Source organism: Lederbergia ruris (assembly GCF_018332955.1).
GTDB lineage: Bacteria > Bacillota > Bacilli > Bacillales > Bacillaceae_C > Lederbergia > Lederbergia ruris.
In genome coordinates this window covers 14123-38069 of record NZ_BORB01000017.1, presented here as the reverse complement: position 1 = coordinate 38069, position 23947 = coordinate 14123, and the positions used below count along the sequence as shown (strand labels likewise).

Annotated in this window: 20 protein-coding genes and 1 riboswitch; of the genes, 15 read left to right on the top strand and 5 right to left on the bottom strand. The window is 38.3% G+C overall.

Annotated elements, in window-relative coordinates:
• Positions 1–203: 203 nt before the first annotated feature.
• Positions 204–899: a hypothetical protein gene (locus KI363_RS11270; RefSeq protein WP_212966355.1), complete on the top strand. Its 696-nt coding sequence runs from the start codon at positions 204–206 to the stop codon at positions 897–899.
• Between the two features lie 687 nt (positions 900–1586).
• On the opposite strand, the gene KI363_RS11265 is transcribed toward KI363_RS11270, so the two are convergent.
• Positions 1587–1910: a helix-turn-helix domain-containing protein gene (locus tag KI363_RS11265; protein WP_158321741.1), complete on the bottom strand. Its 324-nt coding sequence runs from the start codon at positions 1908–1910 to the stop codon at positions 1587–1589.
• Positions 1911–2290: 380 nt separating this feature from the next.
• On the opposite strand from KI363_RS11265, the gene KI363_RS11260 reads away from it, so the two are divergent.
• The 3 genes from KI363_RS11260 (at position 2291) to KI363_RS11250 (ending at position 5581) form a co-directional block, all read left to right on the top strand.
• Positions 2291–3643 (top strand): ABC transporter substrate-binding protein, encoded by a 1353-nt coding sequence (locus tag KI363_RS11260; RefSeq protein ID WP_191967424.1) that lies wholly within the window; start codon positions 2291–2293, stop codon positions 3641–3643.
• Positions 3644–3726: 83 nt separating this feature from the next.
• Positions 3727–4632 (top strand): carbohydrate ABC transporter permease, encoded by a 906-nt coding sequence (locus KI363_RS11255; RefSeq protein ID WP_158321739.1) that lies wholly within the window; start codon positions 3727–3729, stop codon positions 4630–4632.
• Positions 4633–4660: 28 nt separating this feature from the next.
• Positions 4661–5581, top strand: coding sequence for a carbohydrate ABC transporter permease (locus KI363_RS11250; RefSeq protein WP_158321738.1), 921 nt, complete (start codon positions 4661–4663; stop codon positions 5579–5581).
• A 386-nt stretch (positions 5582–5967) separates the two neighbouring features.
• Here KI363_RS11250 and KI363_RS11245 read toward each other — a convergent pair whose 3' ends face one another.
• Positions 5968–7146 (bottom strand): MFS transporter, encoded by a 1179-nt coding sequence (locus KI363_RS11245; protein WP_158321737.1) that lies wholly within the window; start codon positions 7144–7146, stop codon positions 5968–5970.
• A 106-nt stretch (positions 7147–7252) separates the two neighbouring features.
• Positions 7253–7353, bottom strand: a riboswitch (purine riboswitch).
• Positions 7354–7586: 233 nt separating this feature from the next.
• Here KI363_RS11245 and KI363_RS11240 point away from each other — a divergent pair.
• Both KI363_RS11240 and KI363_RS11235 read left to right on the top strand, forming a co-directional pair.
• Positions 7587–8093 (top strand): DoxX family protein, encoded by a 507-nt coding sequence (locus KI363_RS11240; RefSeq protein ID WP_158321736.1) that lies wholly within the window; start codon positions 7587–7589, stop codon positions 8091–8093.
• A gap of 186 nt (positions 8094–8279) precedes the next feature.
• Positions 8280–9335 (top strand): Gfo/Idh/MocA family protein, encoded by a 1056-nt coding sequence (locus tag KI363_RS11235; RefSeq protein ID WP_158321735.1) that lies wholly within the window; start codon positions 8280–8282, stop codon positions 9333–9335.
• Between the two features lie 78 nt (positions 9336–9413).
• Here the strand turns inward: KI363_RS11235 and KI363_RS11230 are convergent, their stop codons facing one another.
• The 3 genes from KI363_RS11230 to KI363_RS11220 are packed head-to-tail and all read right to left on the bottom strand — an operon-like array spanning position 9414 to position 13139.
• On the bottom strand, positions 9414–10541 hold the full coding sequence (locus tag KI363_RS11230; protein ID WP_212966354.1) for a Ger(x)C family spore germination protein: 1128 nt from the start codon (positions 10539–10541) through the stop codon (positions 9414–9416).
• A complete protein-coding gene (locus KI363_RS11225) occupies positions 10538–11635 on the bottom strand; it encodes a GerAB/ArcD/ProY family transporter (RefSeq protein WP_158321733.1) in 1098 nt (365 codons plus the stop codon). The genes KI363_RS11230 and KI363_RS11225 overlap by 4 nt, the downstream gene beginning before the upstream one ends.
• Positions 11625–13139, bottom strand: a complete 1515-nt coding sequence (locus KI363_RS11220) for a spore germination protein (protein WP_246516839.1) — start codon at positions 13137–13139, stop codon at positions 11625–11627. Before KI363_RS11220 ends, KI363_RS11225 begins: the two co-directional genes overlap by 11 nt.
• Positions 13140–13353: 214 nt before the next feature.
• On the opposite strand from KI363_RS11220, the gene KI363_RS11215 reads away from it, so the two are divergent.
• The 9 genes from KI363_RS11215 to gnd all read left to right on the top strand — a co-directional run bounded on the left by KI363_RS11215 (position 13354) and on the right by gnd (position 23820).
• Complete coding sequence (locus KI363_RS11215) at positions 13354–14433, top strand: AI-2E family transporter (protein WP_158321731.1); 1080 nt, start codon at positions 13354–13356, stop codon at positions 14431–14433.
• A gap of 57 nt (positions 14434–14490) precedes the next feature.
• On the top strand, positions 14491–14856 hold the full coding sequence (locus KI363_RS11210) for a DUF2188 domain-containing protein (RefSeq protein ID WP_158321730.1): 366 nt from the start codon (positions 14491–14493) through the stop codon (positions 14854–14856).
• An 88-nt stretch (positions 14857–14944) separates the two neighbouring features.
• Entirely contained in the window at positions 14945–15775 is an 831-nt protein-coding gene (locus KI363_RS11205) for a S1C family serine protease (protein ID WP_158321729.1), read from the top strand.
• Positions 15776–15986: 211 nt separating this feature from the next.
• On the top strand, positions 15987–16949 hold the full coding sequence (gene glpX, locus KI363_RS11200) for a class II fructose-bisphosphatase (protein WP_158321728.1): 963 nt from the start codon (positions 15987–15989) through the stop codon (positions 16947–16949).
• Positions 16950–17132: 183 nt separating this feature from the next.
• A complete protein-coding gene (locus KI363_RS11195) occupies positions 17133–18086 on the top strand; it encodes a hypothetical protein (RefSeq protein WP_212966353.1) in 954 nt (317 codons plus the stop codon).
• A 225-nt stretch (positions 18087–18311) separates the two neighbouring features.
• A complete protein-coding gene (locus KI363_RS11190) occupies positions 18312–19028 on the top strand; it encodes a GntR family transcriptional regulator (protein WP_158321726.1) in 717 nt (238 codons plus the stop codon).
• Positions 19029–19038: 10 nt separating this feature from the next.
• Positions 19039–20574 carry a gluconokinase gene (gene gntK, locus KI363_RS11185; RefSeq protein WP_158321801.1) on the top strand — a complete coding sequence of 512 codons (1536 nt, stop codon included), beginning with the start codon at positions 19039–19041 and terminating at the stop codon, positions 20572–20574.
• Between the two features lie 28 nt (positions 20575–20602).
• Positions 20603–21961 (top strand): gluconate:H+ symporter, encoded by a 1359-nt coding sequence (locus KI363_RS11180; RefSeq protein WP_158321725.1) that lies wholly within the window; start codon positions 20603–20605, stop codon positions 21959–21961.
• A gap of 458 nt (positions 21962–22419) precedes the next feature.
• Entirely contained in the window at positions 22420–23820 is a 1401-nt protein-coding gene (gene gnd / locus KI363_RS11175; RefSeq protein ID WP_212966352.1) for a decarboxylating NADP(+)-dependent phosphogluconate dehydrogenase, read from the top strand.
• The last annotated feature ends 127 nt before the right edge of the window (positions 23821–23947 follow it).

Sequence of the window (23947 nt, the reverse complement as noted above, 5' to 3'; positions counted from 1 at the left end):
TTCACACGGGGAGAAACGCGATATCGTTCTAATAAGCTCTTATATCGCCAAGAAATTAATTTAATTCGCATGAACAGGCAATAGATTGTTTTGGGAAAACAGACGTAATTTATGTAACCCCTTTCTATTTTTGTGAGAAAGAAGAGAATTTTTCTGTTATAATGAAATAGTAGTGAAAATTCTTATAGGGAGGAGGAAACCAAATGGAAGAGATTTTAAAGATATTACAAGTGATACAAAAAGATCAACAAGCTATGAAGAAGGATCAACAAGCTATGCAAAAAGAACTGCAAGCCATGCGGGAAGACCAACGAGCGATGTGGGAAGATCAACGAGCGATGCGAGAAGACCAACAAGCCATGTGGGAAGACCAACGTGCCATGCGAGAAGACCAACAAGTCATGTGGGAAGACCAACGAGCGATGCGAGAAGATCAACAAGCCATGTGGGAAGACCAACGAGCGATGCGAGAAGATCAACAAGCTATGTGGGAAGACCAACGAGCGATGCGAGAAGATCAACAAGCCATGTGGGAAGACCAACGAGCGATGCGGGAAGATCAACAAGCCATGTGGGAAGACCAACGAGCGATGCGAGAAGATCAACAAGCCATGTGGGAAGATCAACGAGCGATGCGAGAAGATCAACAAGCCATGGGGGAAGATCAACGAACCATGCAGGGAGAATTAGAAGGCCTAAAGAAATTCCAAGAGGAAATGAGAGAATTTCGTCAAGAAACAAAAGAGCGATTTACAAATCTTGAAAAACTGGTCATCCAAAACGGTGAAAAATTAGATAACAATCGTCAACATGTAAGTAAGAAGATACACTATTTTGAGCATAAGAACGTTGAACTAGAGCAAAGAATATTTGAACTTGAAACCCGTTATGGGCGCTGATGGGTGTTTCCTTTTTTATATTCAAGTTTCTATTCTAGTAAAATCTCCTATCAAATTCTCCAGCATAAAAGACGTTTCCGTGTTCATAACTTGGAACATGCGCCCCTTATGAAGTACCCCATCCTTAGACCCATTGATTATTCCACAGTGAAAATAAATCTCGTATAGTTATCAAATCCTATCATAATGTATTAACCGTTCCTTGGACGGAGAAAAGGGAATACTAGATTCAGATGTGATGGTTTTTCATAACACGGGGGGAATTAACAGAGGAAAGGGTTCAAAAGATTGTTCAGTTTGTTGAACAATAAAAGCCAGGTTTTTCTTAGTTTGGAACCTCGCTATATTGCGAAAGCAGTGATTTGGGCATTCATACAGCCAGATTATGTAAATGTCAATGAAATAACTGTACTTCCAGTATGAGATTGAAAATAGGAAAAAGACCGAATAAACCTGTCAAGGTATTCGGTCTTTTTAGCTAGAGATTGAGTAGTATCTTCGATAAGAGCAACCATACTAAGTTGATTTTCAGCCATTCCGGTCAGAACCTTTCATTTACATCGAAATTCGGCTTCATTAACAACTTTAGAGCGAATGCTAGGTTCAATGGCTTAAGGTATTGTCACGCCATGTTGAAATCACGATTAATAGAAGAAAAATTCTGCCCTCAATTTATATAGGCAGAATTTATTCATTAATCGATTTTTTTTGCCTTGCTAACATCGACTCAAGAAAATTGCTAAGTAGTTCAATTTCTTGGTTCGTCAATTTTTGTGCATTTTCTACTAACCTAATAATCTCACTCGACATTGTTGGAACGGTTCCAAAAAATTCACTTAATGAGATTCCCAATGCACTACAAATAATATTTAATTTGTCCAGAGAGGGTGCTGTTCTTCCTCTTTCAATATCGCTTAAGTAAGATTGAGAGACGAAGGATTTTTTAGCGAGTTCCGAGATTTTTAAATTCTTTGCTATTCTTAAATGACGAATTCTTTTTCCGATTTCCATTTCACTTCACCTATCCCTTATTATAATATGGCTGAAATTTTAAATAGTAGAAAAGTTCGATTTCAATTACGTAAATAACGTAATATTTTATTGACAAATAAACTATATACGTTATTATGTACTTAAGTTAGTACCTAAGATTTTCATAAGTATAAAAAAGACTATCTCTTCATCACTAGAGGGGGGCTGAAAAAATTGTATTTTAATAGGTTTCTTATTAAATTATCTTTTTAGCAAATTATAATCTCCACTTAACGAAGATTTAATATTGAATGCGTGTTCTACGATTTTATTTTTCATTTAAATGTAATCGCTATCATTAGGATTTGAAGCTTAATGAAGTTTGCAAAGCACTTAAAATGATTAAGGGGTTGTTCTCAATGAAAAGAAAAAAGGTTTTTTCCTCATTGTTCAGTGCTTTTTTCGCTCTAGTTTTAATTTTTTCTTTAGCAGCATGTAGTTCTTCGGAAACAGGGGGAAAGGATAGGGGTAAGAATAAGGTTGAATTGACATGGCTTGTCCGCAGTGACCCAGTTGTAAAGGCTTGGGAAGAAAAAATGGTCAAAGATTATGAAGCAGAAAATCCCAATATTAAAATAAAATTGCAAGAAGTACCCCAAGATCAAATTGATCAAAAGCTCCAAACAATGATCGCAGGTGGAAATGTTCCAGATGTTTGGTCAGCTAACTGGGCAGATTCCGGTTTTGCCACTTATCAAGGATTAGGTGCATTACTTGATTTGACTCCCTATATAGAAAAAGACCCAGATGCGGTTGAAGGGATTGATGAAAAGCTTCTTGATATTTATACGATTGATGGTAAAAAATATGGCGTTCCAATTTTGTCGATGGGTTCATACATTTTTTATAATAAAGAGTTATTTGATGAAGCGGGTTTGGAGTATCCTCCAACCGACTGGGATGACAAATCATGGAATTACGATAAGATGATTGAATATGCTAAAAAATTAACTAAAAACATTGGTGATAAAAATGAGCAAGTCTTCGGTTTATTAAATACTAACCATGGAAATCGAGATGCCTGGCTTTGGGGCGGAGACCTTTTCAAAAAAGAGGCTTACGAGACCGGAGATATCGGAGAACCTAATGTATTAGATGATCCTGCAAATAGACAAGCTATTCAAGCCCATTACGATTTGATCCATAAACACAAGGTTTCGCCAACACAGTCTCAGCAGGATGCGATTTCTCAAATTGGCAGTCCATTTTTAACAGGGCGTGTCGCGATGGTTATTGACGGAGGATGGGGAGTCAGAAGTTACCAGCCTGCTGAATTTCAATGGGGAGTCGCTCCTATTCCTTATACTGTTGACGATAGAAGAATTCCAATGTATGTGGATCCTTGGAATATAAGTGCTAAAAGTAAACATCCTGATGAGGCATGGGAGTTTATTAAGTTTTTAATTGATCCAGAAAAAGGTGCGAAGGAATTTGTTGAGATGACCAACGAAACCCCTGCTAATAGTAAATTGATGGATGTTTGGTTAGATAATATAGCTGAACAAGCGGGAATGACAAATGAGCAATTACAGGAGTTACATGAAGGAGCGATTAAGTACGGATTTGAAGCAGATAATCACTTAATCCGAAACTTCTCTACAATTTTAAATACAATTAACCAAAATATTAATGCGATTTATGATGGGACAATGGATATTGATGAGGGTATGGAGAAATTGGATTCACAATTGCGCTCTATAAAAGATAAATAAAATAAAAAAATATGTAGTATGCCTAAAGTACACTTCTAAATTGAAACGTTTCGGTCTAGAAAATCTTAAAGGAGTGATGATGGGTGAAAAAGAAAAAACGACTAGGTTTGCAGAAACAACAAAAGCGTGAGGAAATTGCCTTTTGGCTGTTTATTTCACCTTGGGTACTAGGTTTTATCTTTTTTATAGGCGGGCCAATCCTCGCCTCCCTCTTTTTTAGTTTCACAAAATATAATATAACAGATGCTGTCGAGTTTATTGGATTTGGAAACTATAAGAACTTATTTTCTGATAATCTCTTTTATAAATCATTAGGGGTAACGGTTTATTATGTAGTGTTAGCTGTTCCTTTTACAATAGGTTTAGGCTTAATATTAGCGCTATTACTAAATCAAAAAATCAAAGGGCAAGCTTTTTTTCGAACGATGTTCTATGCTCCTACTGTTGTTTCTGGTGTTTCCATTGCTTTTTTATGGGCATGGCTGTTGAATCCTGATTTTGGGATAGTGAATTCAATCTTGAATACGCTCTTTGGAGTGGACGGACCTGGATGGTTTACAGATAGTAAAACCGTTATTCCTTCTTTCGTGTTGATGCAATTAACCGCACTAGGAGGCACCATGATCATTTTTTTAGCGAGTTTGCAAAGTTTACCGGGTGATTTATATGAAGCTGCTTCCATAGATGGTGCCGGACCGATCCGAAGATTTTTCAATATTACAGTTCCATTAATATCACCCGTGATTTTATTTAATTCGATAATTGCTATTATTAACTCGTTTCAAGTGTTTACCCAAGCGTACGTCGTGACAAAGGGTGGCCCTAATTGGATGTCGTATTTTTACGTTTATTATTTGTTTGATACTGCTTTTGCAGATTTTAAAATTGGTTATGCTTCCGCTCAAGCATGGATATTGTTTATTATCATTTTTGCATTGACGATGCTTTCATTATTAATTTCTAAAAGATACGTTCACTATCAATCTTAAACAAGGGGGAGAATAGGAGGTGGGACGAATGACACAAAGGAATTATCTACCGGAAGAGAGTTATTCCAAAACGAACAAAACAAAGGTAACAAGAAGGAAACATAGGAGCTTTGCGCCCGGAGAATTATCATTTGCAGGAAAGTGTATTGTATATCTTCTTATTTTCATAGGTTTATTCTTATTTATGTTTCCTTTATTTTGGATGGTGACCACCTCTTTAAAAACACAAGGAGCCGTGTTTAAAATACCACCCCAATGGTTTCCTTCTCCCATTCAATGGGAAAACTATCTGGAAGTGTTTGCAGATCATCCATTTGGAAAATATGTATGGAACACAGTTTGGTATACAGCAGTTTCCGTATTTGCAACTGTATTTACATCATCGTTAGTTGCTTTTGGATTTGCACGTTTGCGGGCAAGGGGTAGTCTTGTTTTATTCGCAATCGTATTAAGTACAATGATGCTGCCAGCGCAGGTGACAATGATTCCTCAATATTTAATTTTTAACAAACTAGGCTGGATTGATTCGTATTTACCATTAATTATTCCTGCCTTTGGAGGAAGCGCCTTTCTTATTTTTTTATTAAGACAGTTTTATACAGGTATCCCTCGTGAATTAGATGATGCAGTAAAAATAGATGGGGGCGGGTATATGATTTTATTTTTTCGGATTATCTTACCACTTTCTGTACCGGCGATGGCGACGGCAGCCATTATGGAATTTATGTTTCGCTGGAACGATTTAATGGGACCACTGATTTATTTAAATGATTCAGAGTTGTATCCATTGTCTCTTGGGTTGGCCAATTTTACAGCAACGTACGCCCAAACTCCATGGAACTTATTAATGGCCGGCTCTGTTATAGCCGTGCTCCCCCCTTTATTATTGTTTTTTTTCGCCCAAAAATATTTTATACAGGGAATCGTCATTTCAGGTGGAAAAGGTTAAGCTATCGGTAAGGAAAAACAGGATTATGTTTCTTGAAAATGTCTGGGTACCCATTTCCCAGACATTTTATGTTCGTCCTTTTTGTAAGAGCGAAAGCCAGTACTGTTCACAAACATCTCAGATGCTCAGGTGGAAGTAAATTCCTCTGCAATAATCTGCCAAAGAGTTCTCTCTATTTTTTAGCATAATAGAAAGAAAGTGTGACTGATTTTTACTTGAAGGGGAAATGCCACTCAAAATTTCGAGGAAATCGAAATGAAGTCTCGCGATGGGGCCAATCACGGTGAATCGTTTGTATTGGAAAAAGAGGCTTATAAAGAGCGGTTAAGCCACTTTTTATCCAGTTATATCGAATAAGCGCAAAGGAGAACGAACCCCCTTTGCGCTTATTTGTAATGGATCGTTGTTTCGGTTTGATGAAGTTGTGCTGGGATTTTCAAAGAAATCACGGCACAAATAAAGGCGATGATGACTACTCCAGAACCAATAGTAGCTGTATGGGTGACCGACCCAGTATGTTCCATGACGAATCCCCCAATACCTGAGCCTAATGCAATTCCAATTTGCAAGGCAGAGTTATTAAAGCTTTGGTGAATATCAGATGTCTTAGGATCTGTGCGAATAATATAATCCTGTTGGGGCGGGGAAATACTCCAACTTAATGCTCCCCAGATCATCATAGCGATTAAAAATATAGGGAAAGAAAAGGTGGAATAAGGAAGAGCGAATAAAATCAAGGCAAAAGCCCCGAGGATGATCAAAATGCTTTTAGGAGAGCCAATTCGATCAGCAAGTCCTCCTCCGATGGCACCGCCCCCAACGGCTGCAATACCAAAAAGAAAATAACAGATACTAATCCAGTATTGATTCAAATGTAAAGTCGTTTCTAAAAAAGGAGTAAAGTATGCATATATCGTGTAATGCCCTGCTAACATAAACATTGTAGCCAAATGGGCGCCAACAATTTTTTTATTGGCAAGGGCCTTAAATTGTACGGATAAAGGCTGAATATTCTCGGAAGGAATTTTTTCCAAAAACGCATAAATAAGGATAAGGGAACCGATTGTAAGGATCGCAATTCCGAGAAAAACCGTTCTCCAGCCTAAGGCATTTGTCATCACAATTCCAAGTGGTACACCTAGAACTAAGGAAGAACTAATTCCCATATAAATGACTCCTAATGCTTTAGCTCGATGTTCAGGTTCCACAATCTTTGAAGTAATCGTTAATGAAAGAACGATGACTAAAGCCGCACTCATTGCTGTGATGACTCTGGCAATCATAATAAATGTAAAATTAGGACTGAAATAAGTGATGATGTTTCCAATGAAAAATATGAACAATGTGATCAGATATAGTTTTTTACGCTCCATTTTTGCTGTTAGCGATAGGAGTACAGGGCCAGCAATGGCATAAACAAGGGCATAAATGGTAATCAGTTGTCCTGCCGTGCCAATCGTAACATGCAAATCATCGGCCATAATCGGCAAAATTCCACCTACAATTAATTCCACCAATCCAACAATAATTGTCGATATGGCGAGGATAAATACTTTAAAATTCATATCAATTCCTCCAAAATCCTTTCTAAAAATGTATATAAGTAGTCGGTTTAAATGAAATGTGGTTTAAAGATGTTCCGTTTTATCCTTATGAAACAGAAAAATCCCGACTACAAAGTGAAGAATTTGTAGTCAGGATTTAATTGGTTCCTGGTAGAGACCCTCAAACCATATTATTGAGGTTATACATTTGTTATATTCGAATATTCCATTTAGCAATATAACATGTTCCTACCCAATTTTCAAGTTTTACAGAAAATGGCAAGTTTGTGTCGATTATAAAAAGCCCTTGTATTTTTAGAGAAATCATAGTATATTAAGAGTGTAGAAAGTTAGTGAAAATATTCACAAATACAAATCAATATAATCAAGCACAGTGCACTTATATTTTTTTACAACTACATGTGAATATTTTCACAAATAATATAATAGGAGTGAGTATCATGAAGAGATGGTATGAAAACCGTTGGGTAGCCATAGTTTGGGCCGCATTAAGAATTTGGTTAGGTGTTCAATGGTTAGAAGCAGGTTGGCATAAATTAGGCGCCTTTGATGCAGCAGGATTTTTACAAGGGGCGATTGCGAAAGCAGGAGGAGATGCCCCCGTTGTTCAAGGTTGGTATGCAGCCTTTCTAGAAAACGTGGCTTTACCAAATGTAAAATTGTTTAACGTCCTTATCCCTGTAGGGGAAGTTCTCGTCGGTCTTGGTTTAATCGTAGGGGCCTTGACAATTCCAGCCCTGATCGCAGGAGCCTTCATGAACTTGAACTTCTTGCTTGCTGGCACGATTAGCACAAATCCAATTCTCTTAGTCGTAGCGATTATTCTCTTGTTTGTTATCAACGGAACAGTCTATTACGGAGTAGATCGTTTCCTTGTCCCAACTACAATCAAAAAGATGAAAAACAAAAATATTTTTAAAAGATTCCATCGTGCACCGGCACAGTAAAAATCGAAGGGAAAGCTTCTTGAGAGCTTTCCCTATTGTGATTCGGCTGATTATATATTTCCTTGCGTGTAGCTTAAAAAAGCCGTATATTTTACTTAATAGGTACGAGGCCTATATTGAATTCATAACAATCAAAAGTTGGAGATAAGTAAAAGGTAAAGAAACAAATAGAAAGGGCTGGTAGTAATGAAACCAATAAATGTTGTGGGGATTGGATATGGAGGAATGGGTTCTTATCATCTTGACCATATTTTACCAAATGAAACAGAACGATTTCATGTAGTAGGAACCTATGATATTCGTTTAGAAAGACAAGAGAAATCTAGAGAAATGGGACATAAAGCGTATGACTCGTTAGAATCTGTACTCGGCGATAAAGAAGTGGAAGCCGTCATTATTGCGACACCTAATGATAGTCATAAAGATATAGCGATACAAAGTCTCAGGGCTGGAAAACATGTTGTGTGTGAAAAACCAGTGACTTTAAATCTTCAGGAATTAGATGAAATCTTAGCCGTAGTCAAAGAAACGGACAAGGTGTTTATGGTGCATCAAAACCGACGGTGGGATCCGGACTTTTTGATCACGCGAGAATTATATCAAAATGAACATATAGGTGAATTATTTCAAATTGAATCCAGAGTTCAAGGCGCAAACGGGATTCCTGGCGATTGGCGTCATGAGAAGAAATATGGCGGCGGCATGCTTCTAGATTGGGGTGTTCACCTTTTGGATCAATTATTATTTATGATAGACAGTCCGATCAAAAAGGTGGCAGCGGATTTTAGCTACATTTTAGGAAATGATGTGGATGATGGCTTTATCAGCTATTTAACCTTTCAAAACGGTATAAAAGCAATTGTAGAAGTAGGCACAACCAATTTTGTAAAACTTCCTAGATGGTATATAAAAGGGACAAAAGGTACAGCGATTATTAAGGACTGGGACCTGTCTGGAGAGCTGGTTGTTCGCTCAGGAGAAGAAAATATTTCAGCTCCGAAACCGATCAAAGCCGGAGTTGGACTAACAAAAACAATGGCACCACCATCAGAAGAAGCAACCGCTTTATTAGAACTTCCTAGAGGCAAGGCAGAGTACGATCCTTTCTATAAAAATTTTTATTCGGTTGTAAGAGAGGGTGCAGAACCAGTCGTAAAAAATGAAGAAGTGAGAAGAGTAATGGCTCTTATTGAAAAAATCTTTGAAGCAGTAGAAAAACATCAAATTTTAGATTTTGAATAAAGCATTCATGTATAAAAAAGGGGCTGTTCAATAAGTCGATTTTTCGGCTACTGGATGCCCCTTTTCGCGCTCAATCTACTAATTAATAATCCCATGCCGAATGATATCTACATGAAAGGTTGTTTCAATCGGAACTTCAGGGTATTCTTTATTCCAATCGATTTTTTTCCATGTGGAATGATGGTAGGCTTTCACTTTTTCGCCCAGCCCCAATGAATCATTATTGGCCTCTTGCATTTTGGCGAGTGTTTTTTTCGCCAATTTATTTAACTGATTTTCTATATTGTTGGACAGGGCTTTCACTTTTTTTTCATTCTTTAAATGATCTAATGGATACTCATCAATTTCCACTTCGAGCTTCACGTTTACCTTCGCACCAATATGCCCATTTTTTACGTTCATCTTTACTTTTCTTTTGATATCACGTATGGCGATATTCACAAAGTTTTTTTCGTGTTTTTTTTGATCATTCCTTACCTTTAGGTTTAATGTTAGGCCATTTGGATTTTGATTGGACAGAATCAGGAACATGCTCGTTTCCTCTATATTCAAATGGCCTGTCAATTGATCACCATGGAACAAAGCCAACCCTTTCACTTTCGCTGTGTTTTCTCCCTGATTTAAACCAACATAAGGCAGCACAAGATCTTTGCCTTCAGTTAAAATAATGGGACATGCTGTTTGCACATTTTCATTTTTTGTAATTCCCGCTTCATTTGCCGTATCAAGAAGTTCTGCATAAAGATCACTAATAAGCATAGACTCGCCTTCCTTGATAGACAACGCATCTTGGGCTTTTCCATCAAAAATAGCCATCTTTGCATTTAATGGACCTCTCAAATCTCGATAGATGGAATCCAAAATTGAAAAAATGCCATGGGAAGCCAATTGTTCACCAAAAAAAATGACCTTGGCTTTGGATCGATCAAATTTTTCAGGAATGCTTTGATCCATACGGTTTTCGGCATCTTTGACTGTATCCCCTGTCGTAGATAAAGTTTTACTTTCATTTAAAGATGTATTTTCCTGACCTCCACCACGCTTGTTTTTTGGAAAGGTAACAGTCTTGAGTATTTTTTCGTCATTTGTCTGGTCGTATCCAATGGATAATACAAGGCTGTGTTCCTTTAATAAGCGCTGATCCCAGCATCCGGCAAGAATGATAGCCAATATAGCTGCCCAAAAAAAAGGTAATCGATCATTCATCCGCTATTCCTCAGCTCCTTCTTGTTGAAAATAATAGATATAAGTAAAAATAAAATCGGTAGACCTAAAGCGAAAGGAAAAACAACAAAGTTATTATAAATCCTGGATATGGTTGCAATCTCATAGGTTTCATGAAAAGTCAGGGCTAACAAAAAGCATATGCATGCAGCTATAATGACGTAATTTCTTATTTTATTTGAATTCATGACCGTTGACAGCCCTAAGGAGGAGGCATAGATCGTATTCATGAATGCGGTGGCCGCTAGCACAATCCACATGGACGTAAACAGCAAATCCGGCCTTTCAATGATTCTAAAAGAAAATGCCTTGATTAAATATAAAACAGGTTCAGGTACAAGCTTAAATTCTTCCGGACTAAAAAAGAGCAAACTCGTTAAGACCAGAAATGAATAAAAAAGTGTGGTAAAGATATTGGCCATCGTTGCCGCTTTTATCACGCCTTTTTTTTTCGATTGAACAAAAGGATAAATGATTAGCAATAACTCGAATCCCTGAAATGCGTACAGACCGCGCTCCATTCCCTGAATAATCGGCAGGACTCCATTTGTTCCGATGGGTAAAATAAATGTAAGGTTTGCATCTTTTAAGGCGTAAGCAGTCAAGCCGATAAATCCGATTAAAACAATGGTGGAAAGAAAAAAGAACCGGACCATAAGTTGCAGATTTTCTTTTACAATATAAACCGCTGTAAACACCATCAGCAAAAGCAAGAGCCATTTGGGTGTCAGTGGCATCATCCAAGCTTTGAGGATATAAGCAAATTTTGCCAGGATCAGGCCTCCAATGGCAATAAAATACATACTATATAGGAAGACGAACAATTTTCCGATCCACTTTCCAAAGAGAGATTGGACAATGCCGTACAAATTATTTGTAGGAAAACGGACCATTAACGCTCCGAATAAAAAAATCATGATTTGAATGAAGGCCCCCGTTAACAAAACAGATATCCAACCATCTCCTTTTGCCTCCATAAAAACATCGAAAGGCAAAGTAATCACACCTACACCTACTTGGCTGTGGATTAATAAAAAGATCAACTGGAACTGAGTGATTTCTTTTTTACCGATCATTTTTCTGCCATTCCCTTGATTTTCCTTGTTTAACCGGCTTTTGCGGTTGCACACTTATTGGACGACGGTTCATTGTCCAGATTGGAAAACGGACAATGGCATCCTTTAAATTTTTAACGTGCAAGGGGGCCAAAGGCGCGATATACGGTGTCCCAAAGGATTCCAATTTACACATATGGATGAAGATGATCATAAGAGCAAATACAATACCGACAAACCCAAGGGTGGCTGCAGCAATCATGACTGGCAGCGAAAGGATGCGGACTGTGTTTCCCATTTCGTAAGAAGGGATACAAAATGACATGATCGCAGTTAAGGCAATAACAATGACCATTACGTTTGACACCAGGCCTACATTGACTACCGCATCCCCGATAATAAGCCCTCCGACAATGCCGATCGTCTGGCCAATTGGCGTCGGGAGCCTGATTCCTGCTTCTCGTATTAATTCAATGGTGATGGCCATGATGAGTGCTTCAAAAAATGGTGGAAACGGAATATTCTCGATCGAGCCTTTTACAATCGTCACCATATCATAGGGAATAATTTCAAAGTGAAAGCCGACAACAGCAATGTATATAGCTGGAAGCGTGAGCGCTCCCCAAAAACTGAATAATCGTAGCAAACGGAAAAAGGATCCCCCGTAAAATCTGATATTAAAATCATCAGGCGTCTGAAAGAAGGAAAAAAATGTGACGGGGACAATCGATACATCAGAGGCTCCTTCACTGATAATGGCTACCCTTCCCTCCATTAAATGAGCCTCTAGACGATCAGGTCTTTCCGTAAACAGAATTTCTTGGAATGGGGAAAACGGATGACCTTCAATACATTCCTCGATATATCCCGGACTGAAAACCATATCGGTTGAAATCGATTCAATCCGCTTTTGAACCTCCTCAACGACCGATGGGTTTGCAAGCTCACTCATATAGATCATCGCTACGTTTGTATTCGATTCTTGTCCCAGTTTAAAATATTTGATCGTTAGCTGGCGATTGTGGATACGCTCCCTAACCAAGTTTAAATTAACATCGAGATTTTCTATAAATCCCGTGTGTGCCCCCCGGACGACCTTTTCATTATCAGGTTCCTCAGGTGTTCGAGGATTAGCTTGAAGGCAGTTAAATAAAATACACTCGGTGCCGCCTTGGAAGAAAAGGGCACAATCGCCTTTTAACAAGGAAGATACAATCTTATTGAGGTCATTCGTCTTACTAAATTCCGGATTTGTTATGAGTTCCTCGACATTTTGTTGGTCAACGGCTTCCGACAAGGGAAGTAGAAAACTTTGTTGAAATATTTCCGTGTCTACCAATGTTTCCAGGTAAATAATGATTCCAGGGACTTCTTTATACGTCATTTCCCGGGTTTTTAAATCATCTGTATTGAATAATGCTTTGCAAATATATTGCTGATTTTCCTCGATAGTGGAATAGATCGTGTTCGTTTTTTCATTTGATTTCGTTTTTAAGGGTTTCCCCTTTTTCTTAAAAAAAGACATGGTCATGGCTCCACTCAACTTCCTGTAATGTTAGTAGAAGTATTCGCAATGAATACCTAGTCTATTCACATAATACAGTCATATTCAAGGCGCTTATGCTTTTCTTTTAGCAACTATTGTAAAAAAAGAACAAAGTCTTGAAACCTTTATCGACATAGCTCGTAATACAACGTATACTTAGATTACTATTTTTTTTGTAAAAGGATGTGAGAGGTTGACGAAGAAGCTCTGGTTTCAAGTCGGGGTTGGCTTATTATTAGCTATATTAATTATTAAGTATTTCATGGAAATCAGCTTTATCTTTTCACCTGTTGTGATTATCGTTAAAGCGATTATCCTGCCCTTATTGCTTGGTGGCGTATTGTATTATATGACAGAACCTGTCCAGCGTCTTTTGGAAAAGTGGAAAGTCCCACGTTGGGGAAGTATCATCATTATATTGGTTGGCCTTGCGTTACTTATTTGGCTTTTTGTGACAATCATTGGTCCGCCGATCACAAAGCAAGTCAATGCTTTAGTTGAAAATGCGCCAATAATTACAAAAGAATTAGATGATATAAAAGATAAGCTTTTACAAGAAAAGAATAATTTGCCACAGAATTTGCAAGAATCGATCAATAGTGCAGCAAATTCCCTTCAATCTGTTGCAATGAAATTTGGAATATGGATTGTCCAATTTTTGCAATCTTTCTTCCAAGCTATGTTCTTACTGATATTAGTTCCGTTTTTCTATATCTTTATGTTAAAAGATCACGAAAAATTTGCCCCGATTATTTATAATTTCTTTTCTGGGGAACGACGGGCTTGGATTAAAAAGACAATGGAGGACATTGATAATGTGCTACGTTCTTATATTCAAGGGCAACTTTTGATTAGTGCCATTCTGGCAACAATGATTTGGATCGGCTATATGATTTTAGGTGTCCAATATGCCTTACTCCTTGCCGTTTTTGCCTTGTTCATGAACTTAATTCCATTCGTCGGGCCGTGGATTGCTGTAACGCCAGCCTTAATCATTGCATATTTACAGGATCCAAAGCTAGTCATCGGGGTAGCGATTGTCACTTTAGTGGCACAGCAAATTGATAGTAATCTCATTACTCCAAATGTGATGGGAAAAACGCTTGATATTCATCCGTTAACAGTCATTACGATTATTTTAGCGGCTGGAAATATCGCTGGATTTCTAGGTATCCTTGTCGCCATTCCTGTCTATGCTGTTGCCAAAGTAGTGGTCCGTAATATTTATGAACAACGGATCAAAATAAAAAGTGCTGCGACGAAAGATGTATAGAATGGGTATGTTTGAAAAAACTCTATTGGGATATGAAGAATCTAAGGAGGAATTCATATGCCATGGACAAAAAATGATTACCCAGCAGCCTTTAAAAACGAAACATCTAAGGTGCGCAATAAAGCGATCGAAATTGCTAATGCTCTTTTACGGGAGGATTATGATGAAGGGCGAGCGATTTCAATTGGTTTAACGCAGGCACGTGAATATTACGAAGATGATGCTAAAAACCGAATTCATTATAAGGTGAAAAACGAGGATGATCATTGGAAACTGATGCAATCAGGTAAAAAACAAGCTATTTTCAAAGAGAAAAATAAAAAAGATCTTCTTGATAAAGCCAAACCTTATGTAACGGACCATGATGGCATTCTCTTTATTTACCATGTAGATGGTTCATTAGAAGATACTTTGTACAAGTGATTCAACAACTGCGAAACCTCTCTACCTAAGGAACTGTAGAGGGGTTTCATATATATTGGGGATCAATAAAATGAGGATGTGGAACTAGATGGGGGATGAACAAGATAAAAAGATTGATAATCCTGATTGTCATTTAATGGAAGACATTGGTGAAGAAGAAATGGCTGAACTAATTCGTGAGGCCCAGCAAGAGGCTCTTTTAAAGGAGCAACAGGAAAAAATAAATCCCACGCCCACTCGACGGAGATATAAATGGGTTCTTTCACTAATCGTTGCTGTTTTTTTATTCAGTACCTTTTCTTTTATCTTGCAAACATATTCCATCCCGGCGATAGAATTTTTGCGTGTTTCGGCAAGATTATCACAGGATGAACAGATTCAGATGTATAAGAGATCGGTCGTGACGGTTGCAACGGAAGAAAGCAAAGGAACAGGATTTTCCATATCTAGTGATGGGAAGATCTTGACCAATTATCATGTGATTGAAGGAAAAGAAGAAGTAACCATTGCCTTTCCAGAAAAGGGAATATATCGTGCGCAAGTGACAGAAATTTATCCGGAAATAGATCTAGCTTTATTAAATATAGAGGCGGAATCAGTGCCATATTTAAAATTAGCTGAACAAGCAGGATGGTATAAAGGTGATCCGATTACTTTCATAGGGAACCCTCTGCGTTTTCACGGGATAGCCAATGAAGGAAAAATAATCGATTCGATCAAATTAACAGATTGGGAAGATGAAGTCGTGATGATCAAGGCTCCTGTTTATCGAGGCAACAGTGGTAGTCCTGTGCTCAATGAGGAAGGAGAAGTCGTGGGCGTAATCTTTTCGACAATGGAGCATGCGGAATATGGAAAAGTGGGCTTATACATCCCCATTACATTGTTTAAACGGACCTCTCCATCCAAAGAAAGTTAAATAAAGTTATAAGTAGATTTTAATTTAATAAAACAGAAATAAACGGTAGTATTTTGCAAACTTCATAGTATAATAGTGAGAAACATTTGAATTTGTAGGAGGGGAGAGAGGAAAAACTGGCGTCCTAAATATCAGATTTTTCGTTAAAGTCTAATTTCAATTTTGTTTTCTTAAAGATCGGGTAATCTATTACGTGTAAGGTGGTTGAATTATGGAGAGAAGTTTATCGATCGAGTTAGTTCGGGTAACAGAGGCTGCTGCATTAGCTTCCGCACGTTGGATGGGAAGAGGAAAAAAAGATGAAGCAGATGATGCGGCAACAACTGCGATGAGGGATGTATTTGATACGATTCCAATGAAAGGGACAGTTGTGATTGGGGAAGGCGAAATGGATGAAGCCCCAATGCTCTATATTGGAGAAAAACTTGGCAATGGGTATGGGCCGCGTGTTGATGTGGCGGTGGACCCCTTAGAAGGAACAGATATTATTTCGATCGGTGGGTGGAATGCGCTCTCCGTTATCGCAATCGCGGATCATGGGAATTTACTGCATGCGCCAGATATGTATATGAATAAAATCGCCGTTGGACCAGAAGCTGTTGGATTGGTTGATATTGATGCACCTTTGATTGATAATATCAAAGCTGTCGCAAGAGCGAAGAATAAAGATATTGAAGACGTCGTTGTCACTGTCTTAAATAGACCTAAACATGAAAAGCTAATTGAAGAGTTACGGAACATAAAAGTACGCATTAAGGTTATCAATGATGGTGATGTAGCGGGTGCGATTAATACAGCTTTTGACCACACAGGCGTAGATTTATTATTAGGGGAAGGTGGTGCTCCTGAAGGCGTTCTTGCCGCTGTCGCATTAAAATGTCTTGGTGGAGAAATCCAAGGGAAACTATTACCCTCCAATGATCAAGAGCTAAGTCGCTGCCAAAGTATGGGCTTGGATGTACATAAGGTACTAAGAATGGAAGATTTGGTCAAAGGAGACGATGCCATCTTCGCTGCAACAGGCGTCACAGATGGAGAATTATTAAAAGGTGTTCAATTTAAGGGAGATATTGGAACAACCCAATCCTTGGTCCTGCGATCCAAATCTGGAACCGTTCGTTTTATAGATGGTCAGCATAGTTTAGTTAAGAAGCCTAATCTTGTCATGAAATAAGCGATAGTTCATATTGTATAGCCCATTCTGAAGAGGGGATCAGATGGGTTATTTTTTTATGATTCTCATTATATAACCAGCAAGAGGTCTGAAGCTTCGTTCATATATCGAATTTCCTATTTAAATTAAAAAGAGGTTCGTTTATGCTGAGTGCAATAGGCTTTCCTAAAAGAGGCGTATCGTTTGTTAAAAAAAGCTGGAGAGATTTTAGGTTATCTAGGATTAATTTTATTATTTGTAGTAGGAACTGTTGCACTAATTACCGATTATATTGATGATTATAACTTATTAAATGCAGAGAAAGAAGAAGCGACTATTGTTGGAAAAACAGCTGAAAAAGGCTTGTTTTTATCCCCGGCCTATTATGTTAAAGTCGATTTAAATGGAGGAAAGGAAGAAGCCCCTTTTAAAGGCTATTTAAATCGGATATCGAAAAAGCAAATGAAGAATCTACAGGTCGGTGATAAAATTAATGGCTTTTCCACGGATAAAGATTTTTCAACGATCCGCGATTTTTTATTTGATAGTATATTTTATTTACTTGGTATTACCGTTTTTGGGCTATTGGCATTGGCATTAGTTTTTGCCGTGATCTTGGAAATAGAGGTAGTTGATCGCTTTTTCACAAGGCTAGATGAAACCCGCGGCGCCAAGTTTCTTTGGAAAATAATTGGCCGGTGTTGTACGGTTCTGGCTATAGCTGTAGTTCTTTACTTTTCTACTCGATATCTATCTAATCTCCTTCATAAAATAGTGCCCATAGCTCAAACGAAAACAGAGGCACTAATCACGGAAAAACATGCGGATATTTCCTATAAAGAATACCAAGATTCCGCCTATGAGTTTACTTTAGAATTTACAAGTCAAACAGGTGAAAAAATAAGAGTTGTCAAGGCTGTTACTAGACATACCTATAACAAATATGAAATATATGAAAAGCTTCCGATTTCTTATCGTAATTCCGATCCCTATGATCTATTCGTTCAAGGTACCAGTGAAATCGATCTGTTAAATATGATGACTTATACGGAATGGATGCTTTATGCCATGTTATTGTTAATTTTATTTGGAATCGGCTTTTTTTATTTTCGCAAGGGCAAAAGTAAACATAACGAAAAACAAATAATAGAAAGTTAAAATTATACCTAAAAAGTATTTAGGGAGAATATTCAGAAGTTATAATCATCCTCGTGTTAGAAATATCTGAAATTGTACTTACACCAAAGTGAGCAAGGGCTTGGTCTTCCGGGCTCTTTTTTTTGTGTCTTATATCGTAAAATAATCAAGCCTCAAACGAATATACAATTTAAAATCATTATGTTAGTATACTTGTATACAGATATACAAGAAGAAGGTGAAGGTATGAAAAGGTTCTATCCGGAAAATAGATTAACGGAATCCTCAATGGGTGAACGGGTGATGGCGGATCTAAGGATGAGAATTATTTCTAAGGATATTCATGAGGGAGCGATCCTTTCCGAAAATAAATTATCTCAGGAATATAATATGAGCCGATCGCCAATTCGTGATGCGCTCAAGCTACTAGAAAAAGAAGGCTTGGTTCAACTAAAACGAATGGGTGCTAAGGTCATTGGCTTATCGGAGCAAGATATAGATGAAATTTATGATATTCGGATTATCATTGAGTCCTTTGTATTTAAAAAATTGCTGAAGTCTGAAACGGCTTCATTGATTCATGATTTATATAAAATTTTAGAAATGATGAAAGTCGCAGTTAAATACCATGATGCCGATGAATTTTCATTTAGGGATATCGAGTTTCATGAGAAGATCATCACATTTATCCAACACCGTCATATTGAAATTCTCTGGTCTAATTTGCGCCCGATTATGGAATGCCTGATTTTATTATCGATGCGGCATCGAATGGAAGAAAATAAAGCCGATTTTAACCGAGTCATTGAAAATCATGAATTACTCATTCAGGCAATCGAAAATAAAGATGAGCAATTAGTGGATGAAGCTTTTTATAAAAATTTTAATGATGTACACAAACAATCAGATGATTTATGGAGTAACCCTATATTTCTAAAGAGAGCGAGTATGTATCATGAATAAGAATAAATATATGATCGGTGTGGACATAGGTACAACAAGTACAAAGGCAGTATTGTATCGCGAAACAGGTGAAATACTAGCCATAGAAAACAATGGATATGAACTATATACACCTGATAGTGAGACAGCCGAACAAAATCCAGAAGAAATTTTTGCAGCGGTCCTATTAACGGTTGGGAACGTGATGAAAAAATCAGCCATTGAGCCGAAAAATTTATCGTTTATTTCCTTCAGTAGTGCCATGCACAGTGTGATTGCAATGGATGAAAATAATCAACCGCTAACAAATTGTATCACTTGGGCTGATAATCGCAGTGCTAAATGGGTAAAGAAGATAAACGAAGAATGGAATGGTCATGAAATCTATCGGAGAACAGGAACACCGATCCATCCGATGTCACCGCTTTGCAAAATTACTTGGCTTGAACAGGATTGCCCGGAAATTTCTCGGAAAACAAAAAAGTATATCGGGATTAAAGAATATGTTTTTTACAAACTTTTTAACCAATATATGGTCGATCACTCGATTGCCTCTTGTATGGGAATGATGGACCTCCAGTCATTGGAATGGGATCAAGAAGCTTTAAAAGTAGCAGGAATTTCAGCCGAAAAATTATCACGCCTTGTTTCGACAAAGGAAATTATAACCGGATGTGACCAAAAATATGCGGAGAAAATGAACATTTTGCTAGAAACCAAGTTTGTGATTGGGGCGAGTGATGGCGTTCTATCCAACATTGGTGTAAACGCGTTAAAAAAAGGAGAAGTCGCCGTAACGATTGGAACGAGTGGCGCGATCCGGACGGTGATTCCGAAACCGCAGACAGATCCGAAAGAGCGGATTTTTTGCTATGCCTTGACAGAAGATCACTGGGTGATTGGCGGCCCTGTCAATAATGGCGGCATGATTTTCCGGTGGATTCGTGATGAGCTAGCTGCAAGTGAAGTGGAAACAGCAAAACGTTTAGGGATGGATACATATGATGTGCTTACACAAATTGCGAGCCGTGTCCAACCAGGTGCAAACGGCTTATTATTCCATCCGTTTTTATCAGGTGAAAGAGCGCCGCTATGGAATGCCAATGTCCGCGGATCTTTTATGGGCTTAACATTAAGCCATAAAAAAGAACATATGATACGGGCTGCTTTAGAGGGGGTTATTTTTAATCTGTATTCCGTCTTTTTAGCGCTAGTCGAAGTGATGGACGAGCCTGTGACATCGTTAAAAGCAACGGGTGGATTTGCCAAATCGGCTTTATGGAGACAAATGCTGGCTGATATTTTTGATCGCGAAGTGGTGATTCCAGAAAGTTATGAGTCGTCTTGCCTTGGTGCTTGCCTATTAGGATTATATGCTTTGGGAGAAATTGATTCGTTTGATGTGGTGGAAGAATTCGTCGGAACAAGCCATAAGCACACTCCGATTCCAGAGCACACAAAAGAATATGAACAATTAATGCCGATTTTTATTAGTATTTCTCGTGCCATGTTAGGAGAGTACGAGAAAATTGCTCAATATCAAACGAGAAATAACAATAATGAATAACAGTCTATAACAGAGAGGAGAAGACAACATGGAACATTTACTTCCACTTTTTATTGTGGCATTGGGAGTGATCGTTTTATTACTCTTGATTACGAAGCTGAAGCTGAACACATTTATCTCGCTTATTATAACAGCTTTCCTTGTAGCCTTGGCATTAGGGATGCCACTAGACCAAATTGTGGAATCGATTGAAGGTGGGATGGGAGGAACTCTCGGAAGCATTGCGTTAATCTTCGGGTTTGGTGCGATACTTGGAAGATTGGTAGCAGATGCGGGAGGAGCCCAGCGCATTGCTGTGACTTTAATTGACAAATTTGGAGAAAAGAAGATCCAATGGGCGGTTGTGATTGCTTCTTTTATTATCGGGATTGCCTTATTTTTTGAAGTTGGGCTCGTATTATTAATCCCGATTATTTTTCAAATCGCAAAAGAATTAAAAGTTTCTCCGTTATACTTAGGGATTCCAATGGCAACCGCCTTATCGGTGACACATGGATTTTTACCACCTCATCCAGGTCCAACTGTGATTGCCCAGCAATATGAGGCGAATATTGGCATGGTTTTAATCTATGGGATCATCATTTCCATACCAGCGGTCATCATTGCCGGGCCTCTATTTACAAAAATAATTCGAAAAATCATCCCAGCTTCTTTTGAAAAAGAGGGGAATCTTGATTCCTTGGGAAAAGTTAAAACATTTGATATTGAGGATACACCTGGATTTGGTATTAGTGTGTTAACATCCCTTTTTCCAGTTCTTTTAATGGCCATTTCCACGATCGTGGATTTAATTCAAGACCTTGGACATGTATCTGATCATGTGTTGTTTAGAATTATTCATTTAATTGGACAACCGACGACCGCTTTATTAATTTCTGTTTTGATCGCTGTTTATTCCATGGGCATAAAGAGGAATATTCCGATGAAGCAAGTGATGCAATCTGCGGAAGAATCGATCAAGGCGATTGGGATGATGCTCTTAATTATCGGGGGTGGCGGTGTATTAAAACAAGTTTTGATTGATGGTGGTGTCGGGGATGCGGTCGCAACCCTTTTTGAAGGTAGTCATATGTCCCCATTATTATTAGCTTGGATCATTGCGGCTATTTTAAGAATTGCGCTTGGTTCTGCAACCGTTGCGGCCCTAACGACAGCCGGACTCGTCATTCCGTTAATGCAAGGAACAGGTGTGGACCCTGCTTTGATGGTGCTTGCGACAGGTTCTGGTAGCCTAATCGCTTCTCATGTCAATGATGCAGGATTTTGGATGTTCAAGGAATTCTTCGGGTTAAATTTGAAGGAAACCTTTGCAACCTGGACATTTCTTGAAACAATTATTTCGATTGTCGGTTTAGTCGGTGTAATGGTGATAAATTTGTTTGTTTAAAAAGTGAGGATCAAAGGCTAAATTCGTGACAACAACGTGGATCCAAAGGTGAGTTGGATGTACGAAAAGTCGAGAGATCCTTGAAAACATAGATCCAAAGGTGAGTTGGATGCACAAAAAGTCGAAAGCTTCTTGAAAACATAGATCCAAAACGGCGTTGGATGTACGAAAAGTCGAAAGCTTCTTGAAAACGTAGATCCAAAGTGGAGTTGGATGCACGAAAAGAGTAGATCCCCTTGAAAACGTAGATCCAAAGGTGAGTTGGATGCACGAAAAGAGTAGATCCCCTCGAAAACGTAGATCCAAAGGTGAGTTGGATGCACGAAAAGTCGAGAAATCCCCGAAACCATAGATCCAAAACGGAGTTGGATGTACGAAAAGTCAGGGAATCTCGAAAACGCTACTCCTTTGTGACCTACGTCCTGGAGGACACAAATTTATAAAGGATGGAACGAAAAGTGAAAAATACAATAGGTGTTTATGGTTTAGGTGTTATGGGAGCGAATTTGGCTAAGAATATGCTCCATAATGGAGAGCGTGTAGCCATTTTTAATTATACTCGAGATTTAACGGATGCTTTTATGGATGGATATTCTCACCCAGAGGTATCTCCTTATTTTGAATTGGAAAGTTTTATTGATTCACTAGAAAAACCACGTAAAATATTTATAATGGTGACGGCTGGGCCGATTGTCGATTCGGTGATTCAATCGCTTGTCCCTTTATTAGACCCAGGCGATATCATTATGGATGGGGGAAATTCGGATTTCCACAATTCCAATCGGAGATACCAGCAATTAGAAGAACAAGGGATTCATTTTATTAGTGTCGGGGTATCAGGAGGAGCAGAAGGAGCTTTGCATGGTCCCGCGCTTATGCCTAGTGGTAATCCTAATGCCTATCAACAGGTCGCCCCGATTTTGGAAAAAATCGCCGCAAAAGTCGACGGTAAACCATGTTGCACTTATATTGGCCCTGAAGGATCTGGTCATTATGTAAAAATGGTGCATAATGGAATTGAATATGCGGACATGCAACTGATTACAGAAGCGTACCTGTTTTTGCGTAAAATCCTTGGTTTAACGGTTCAAGAGATTGCAACAGTATTCCAGTCTTGGGATGAAACAGAATTAAAAAGTTATCTAATGGAAATTACGGCTGAGATTCTAACCAAAGTGGACGAGGAAACAGGAAAGCCAATGGTTGATGTGATTTTAGACAAAGCTGGTCAGAAAGGGACAGGAAAATGGACAAGCCAAGATGCATTAGATAGAGGTGTACCATCTTCTATTCTGACAGAGTCCGTATTCGCTCGCTACTTATCTTCTTTAAAAGAGGAAAGGATCTATGCGGAAAAGCATTTAAATGGACCAAAGTTTGAAGCAGGTGCATTGGATAAGGAAGCCTGGATTCAATTCGTTAAAAAAGCTTTATATATGGGGAAAATCTGTGCTTATGCCCAAGGGTTTTATCAATATAAATCAGCTTCTAGCCAGAAAGGTTGGGAGTTAGATTTAGGTGAGATTGCCTTAATTTTCCGAGGAGGATGTATTATAAGAGCAGACTTCCTCAATGATATTAGTGACGCGTATAGGGAAAACCCTGAGGTCACCAATCTATTATTAACTCCCTTCTTTATGGAAAGAGCGAATCAATTTGAGTCCTCCTTAAGGAAGATTGTCATCAAAGGTTTTGAAAATGGCCTATCTTTACCATGCTTCAGTGCAGCTTTGTCCTTTTATGATGGTTATCGTTCATCTGAAAGTGGAGCTAACCTCATCCAAGCTCAGCGAGATTATTTCGGTGCACACACATATGAACGGATTGATCAAGAAGGAACTTTCCATACGGAGTGGTAAAAATACCTCCTCTTTTATGTCTTGCTCGAAAGATTGAGCAGGACAATGAAAGAGGGGGTTATTCGTCTAATTAGAAGTCTCTTAAAAAGCAATGATATAATATGGTTACCTTTACAACAAGGAAGAG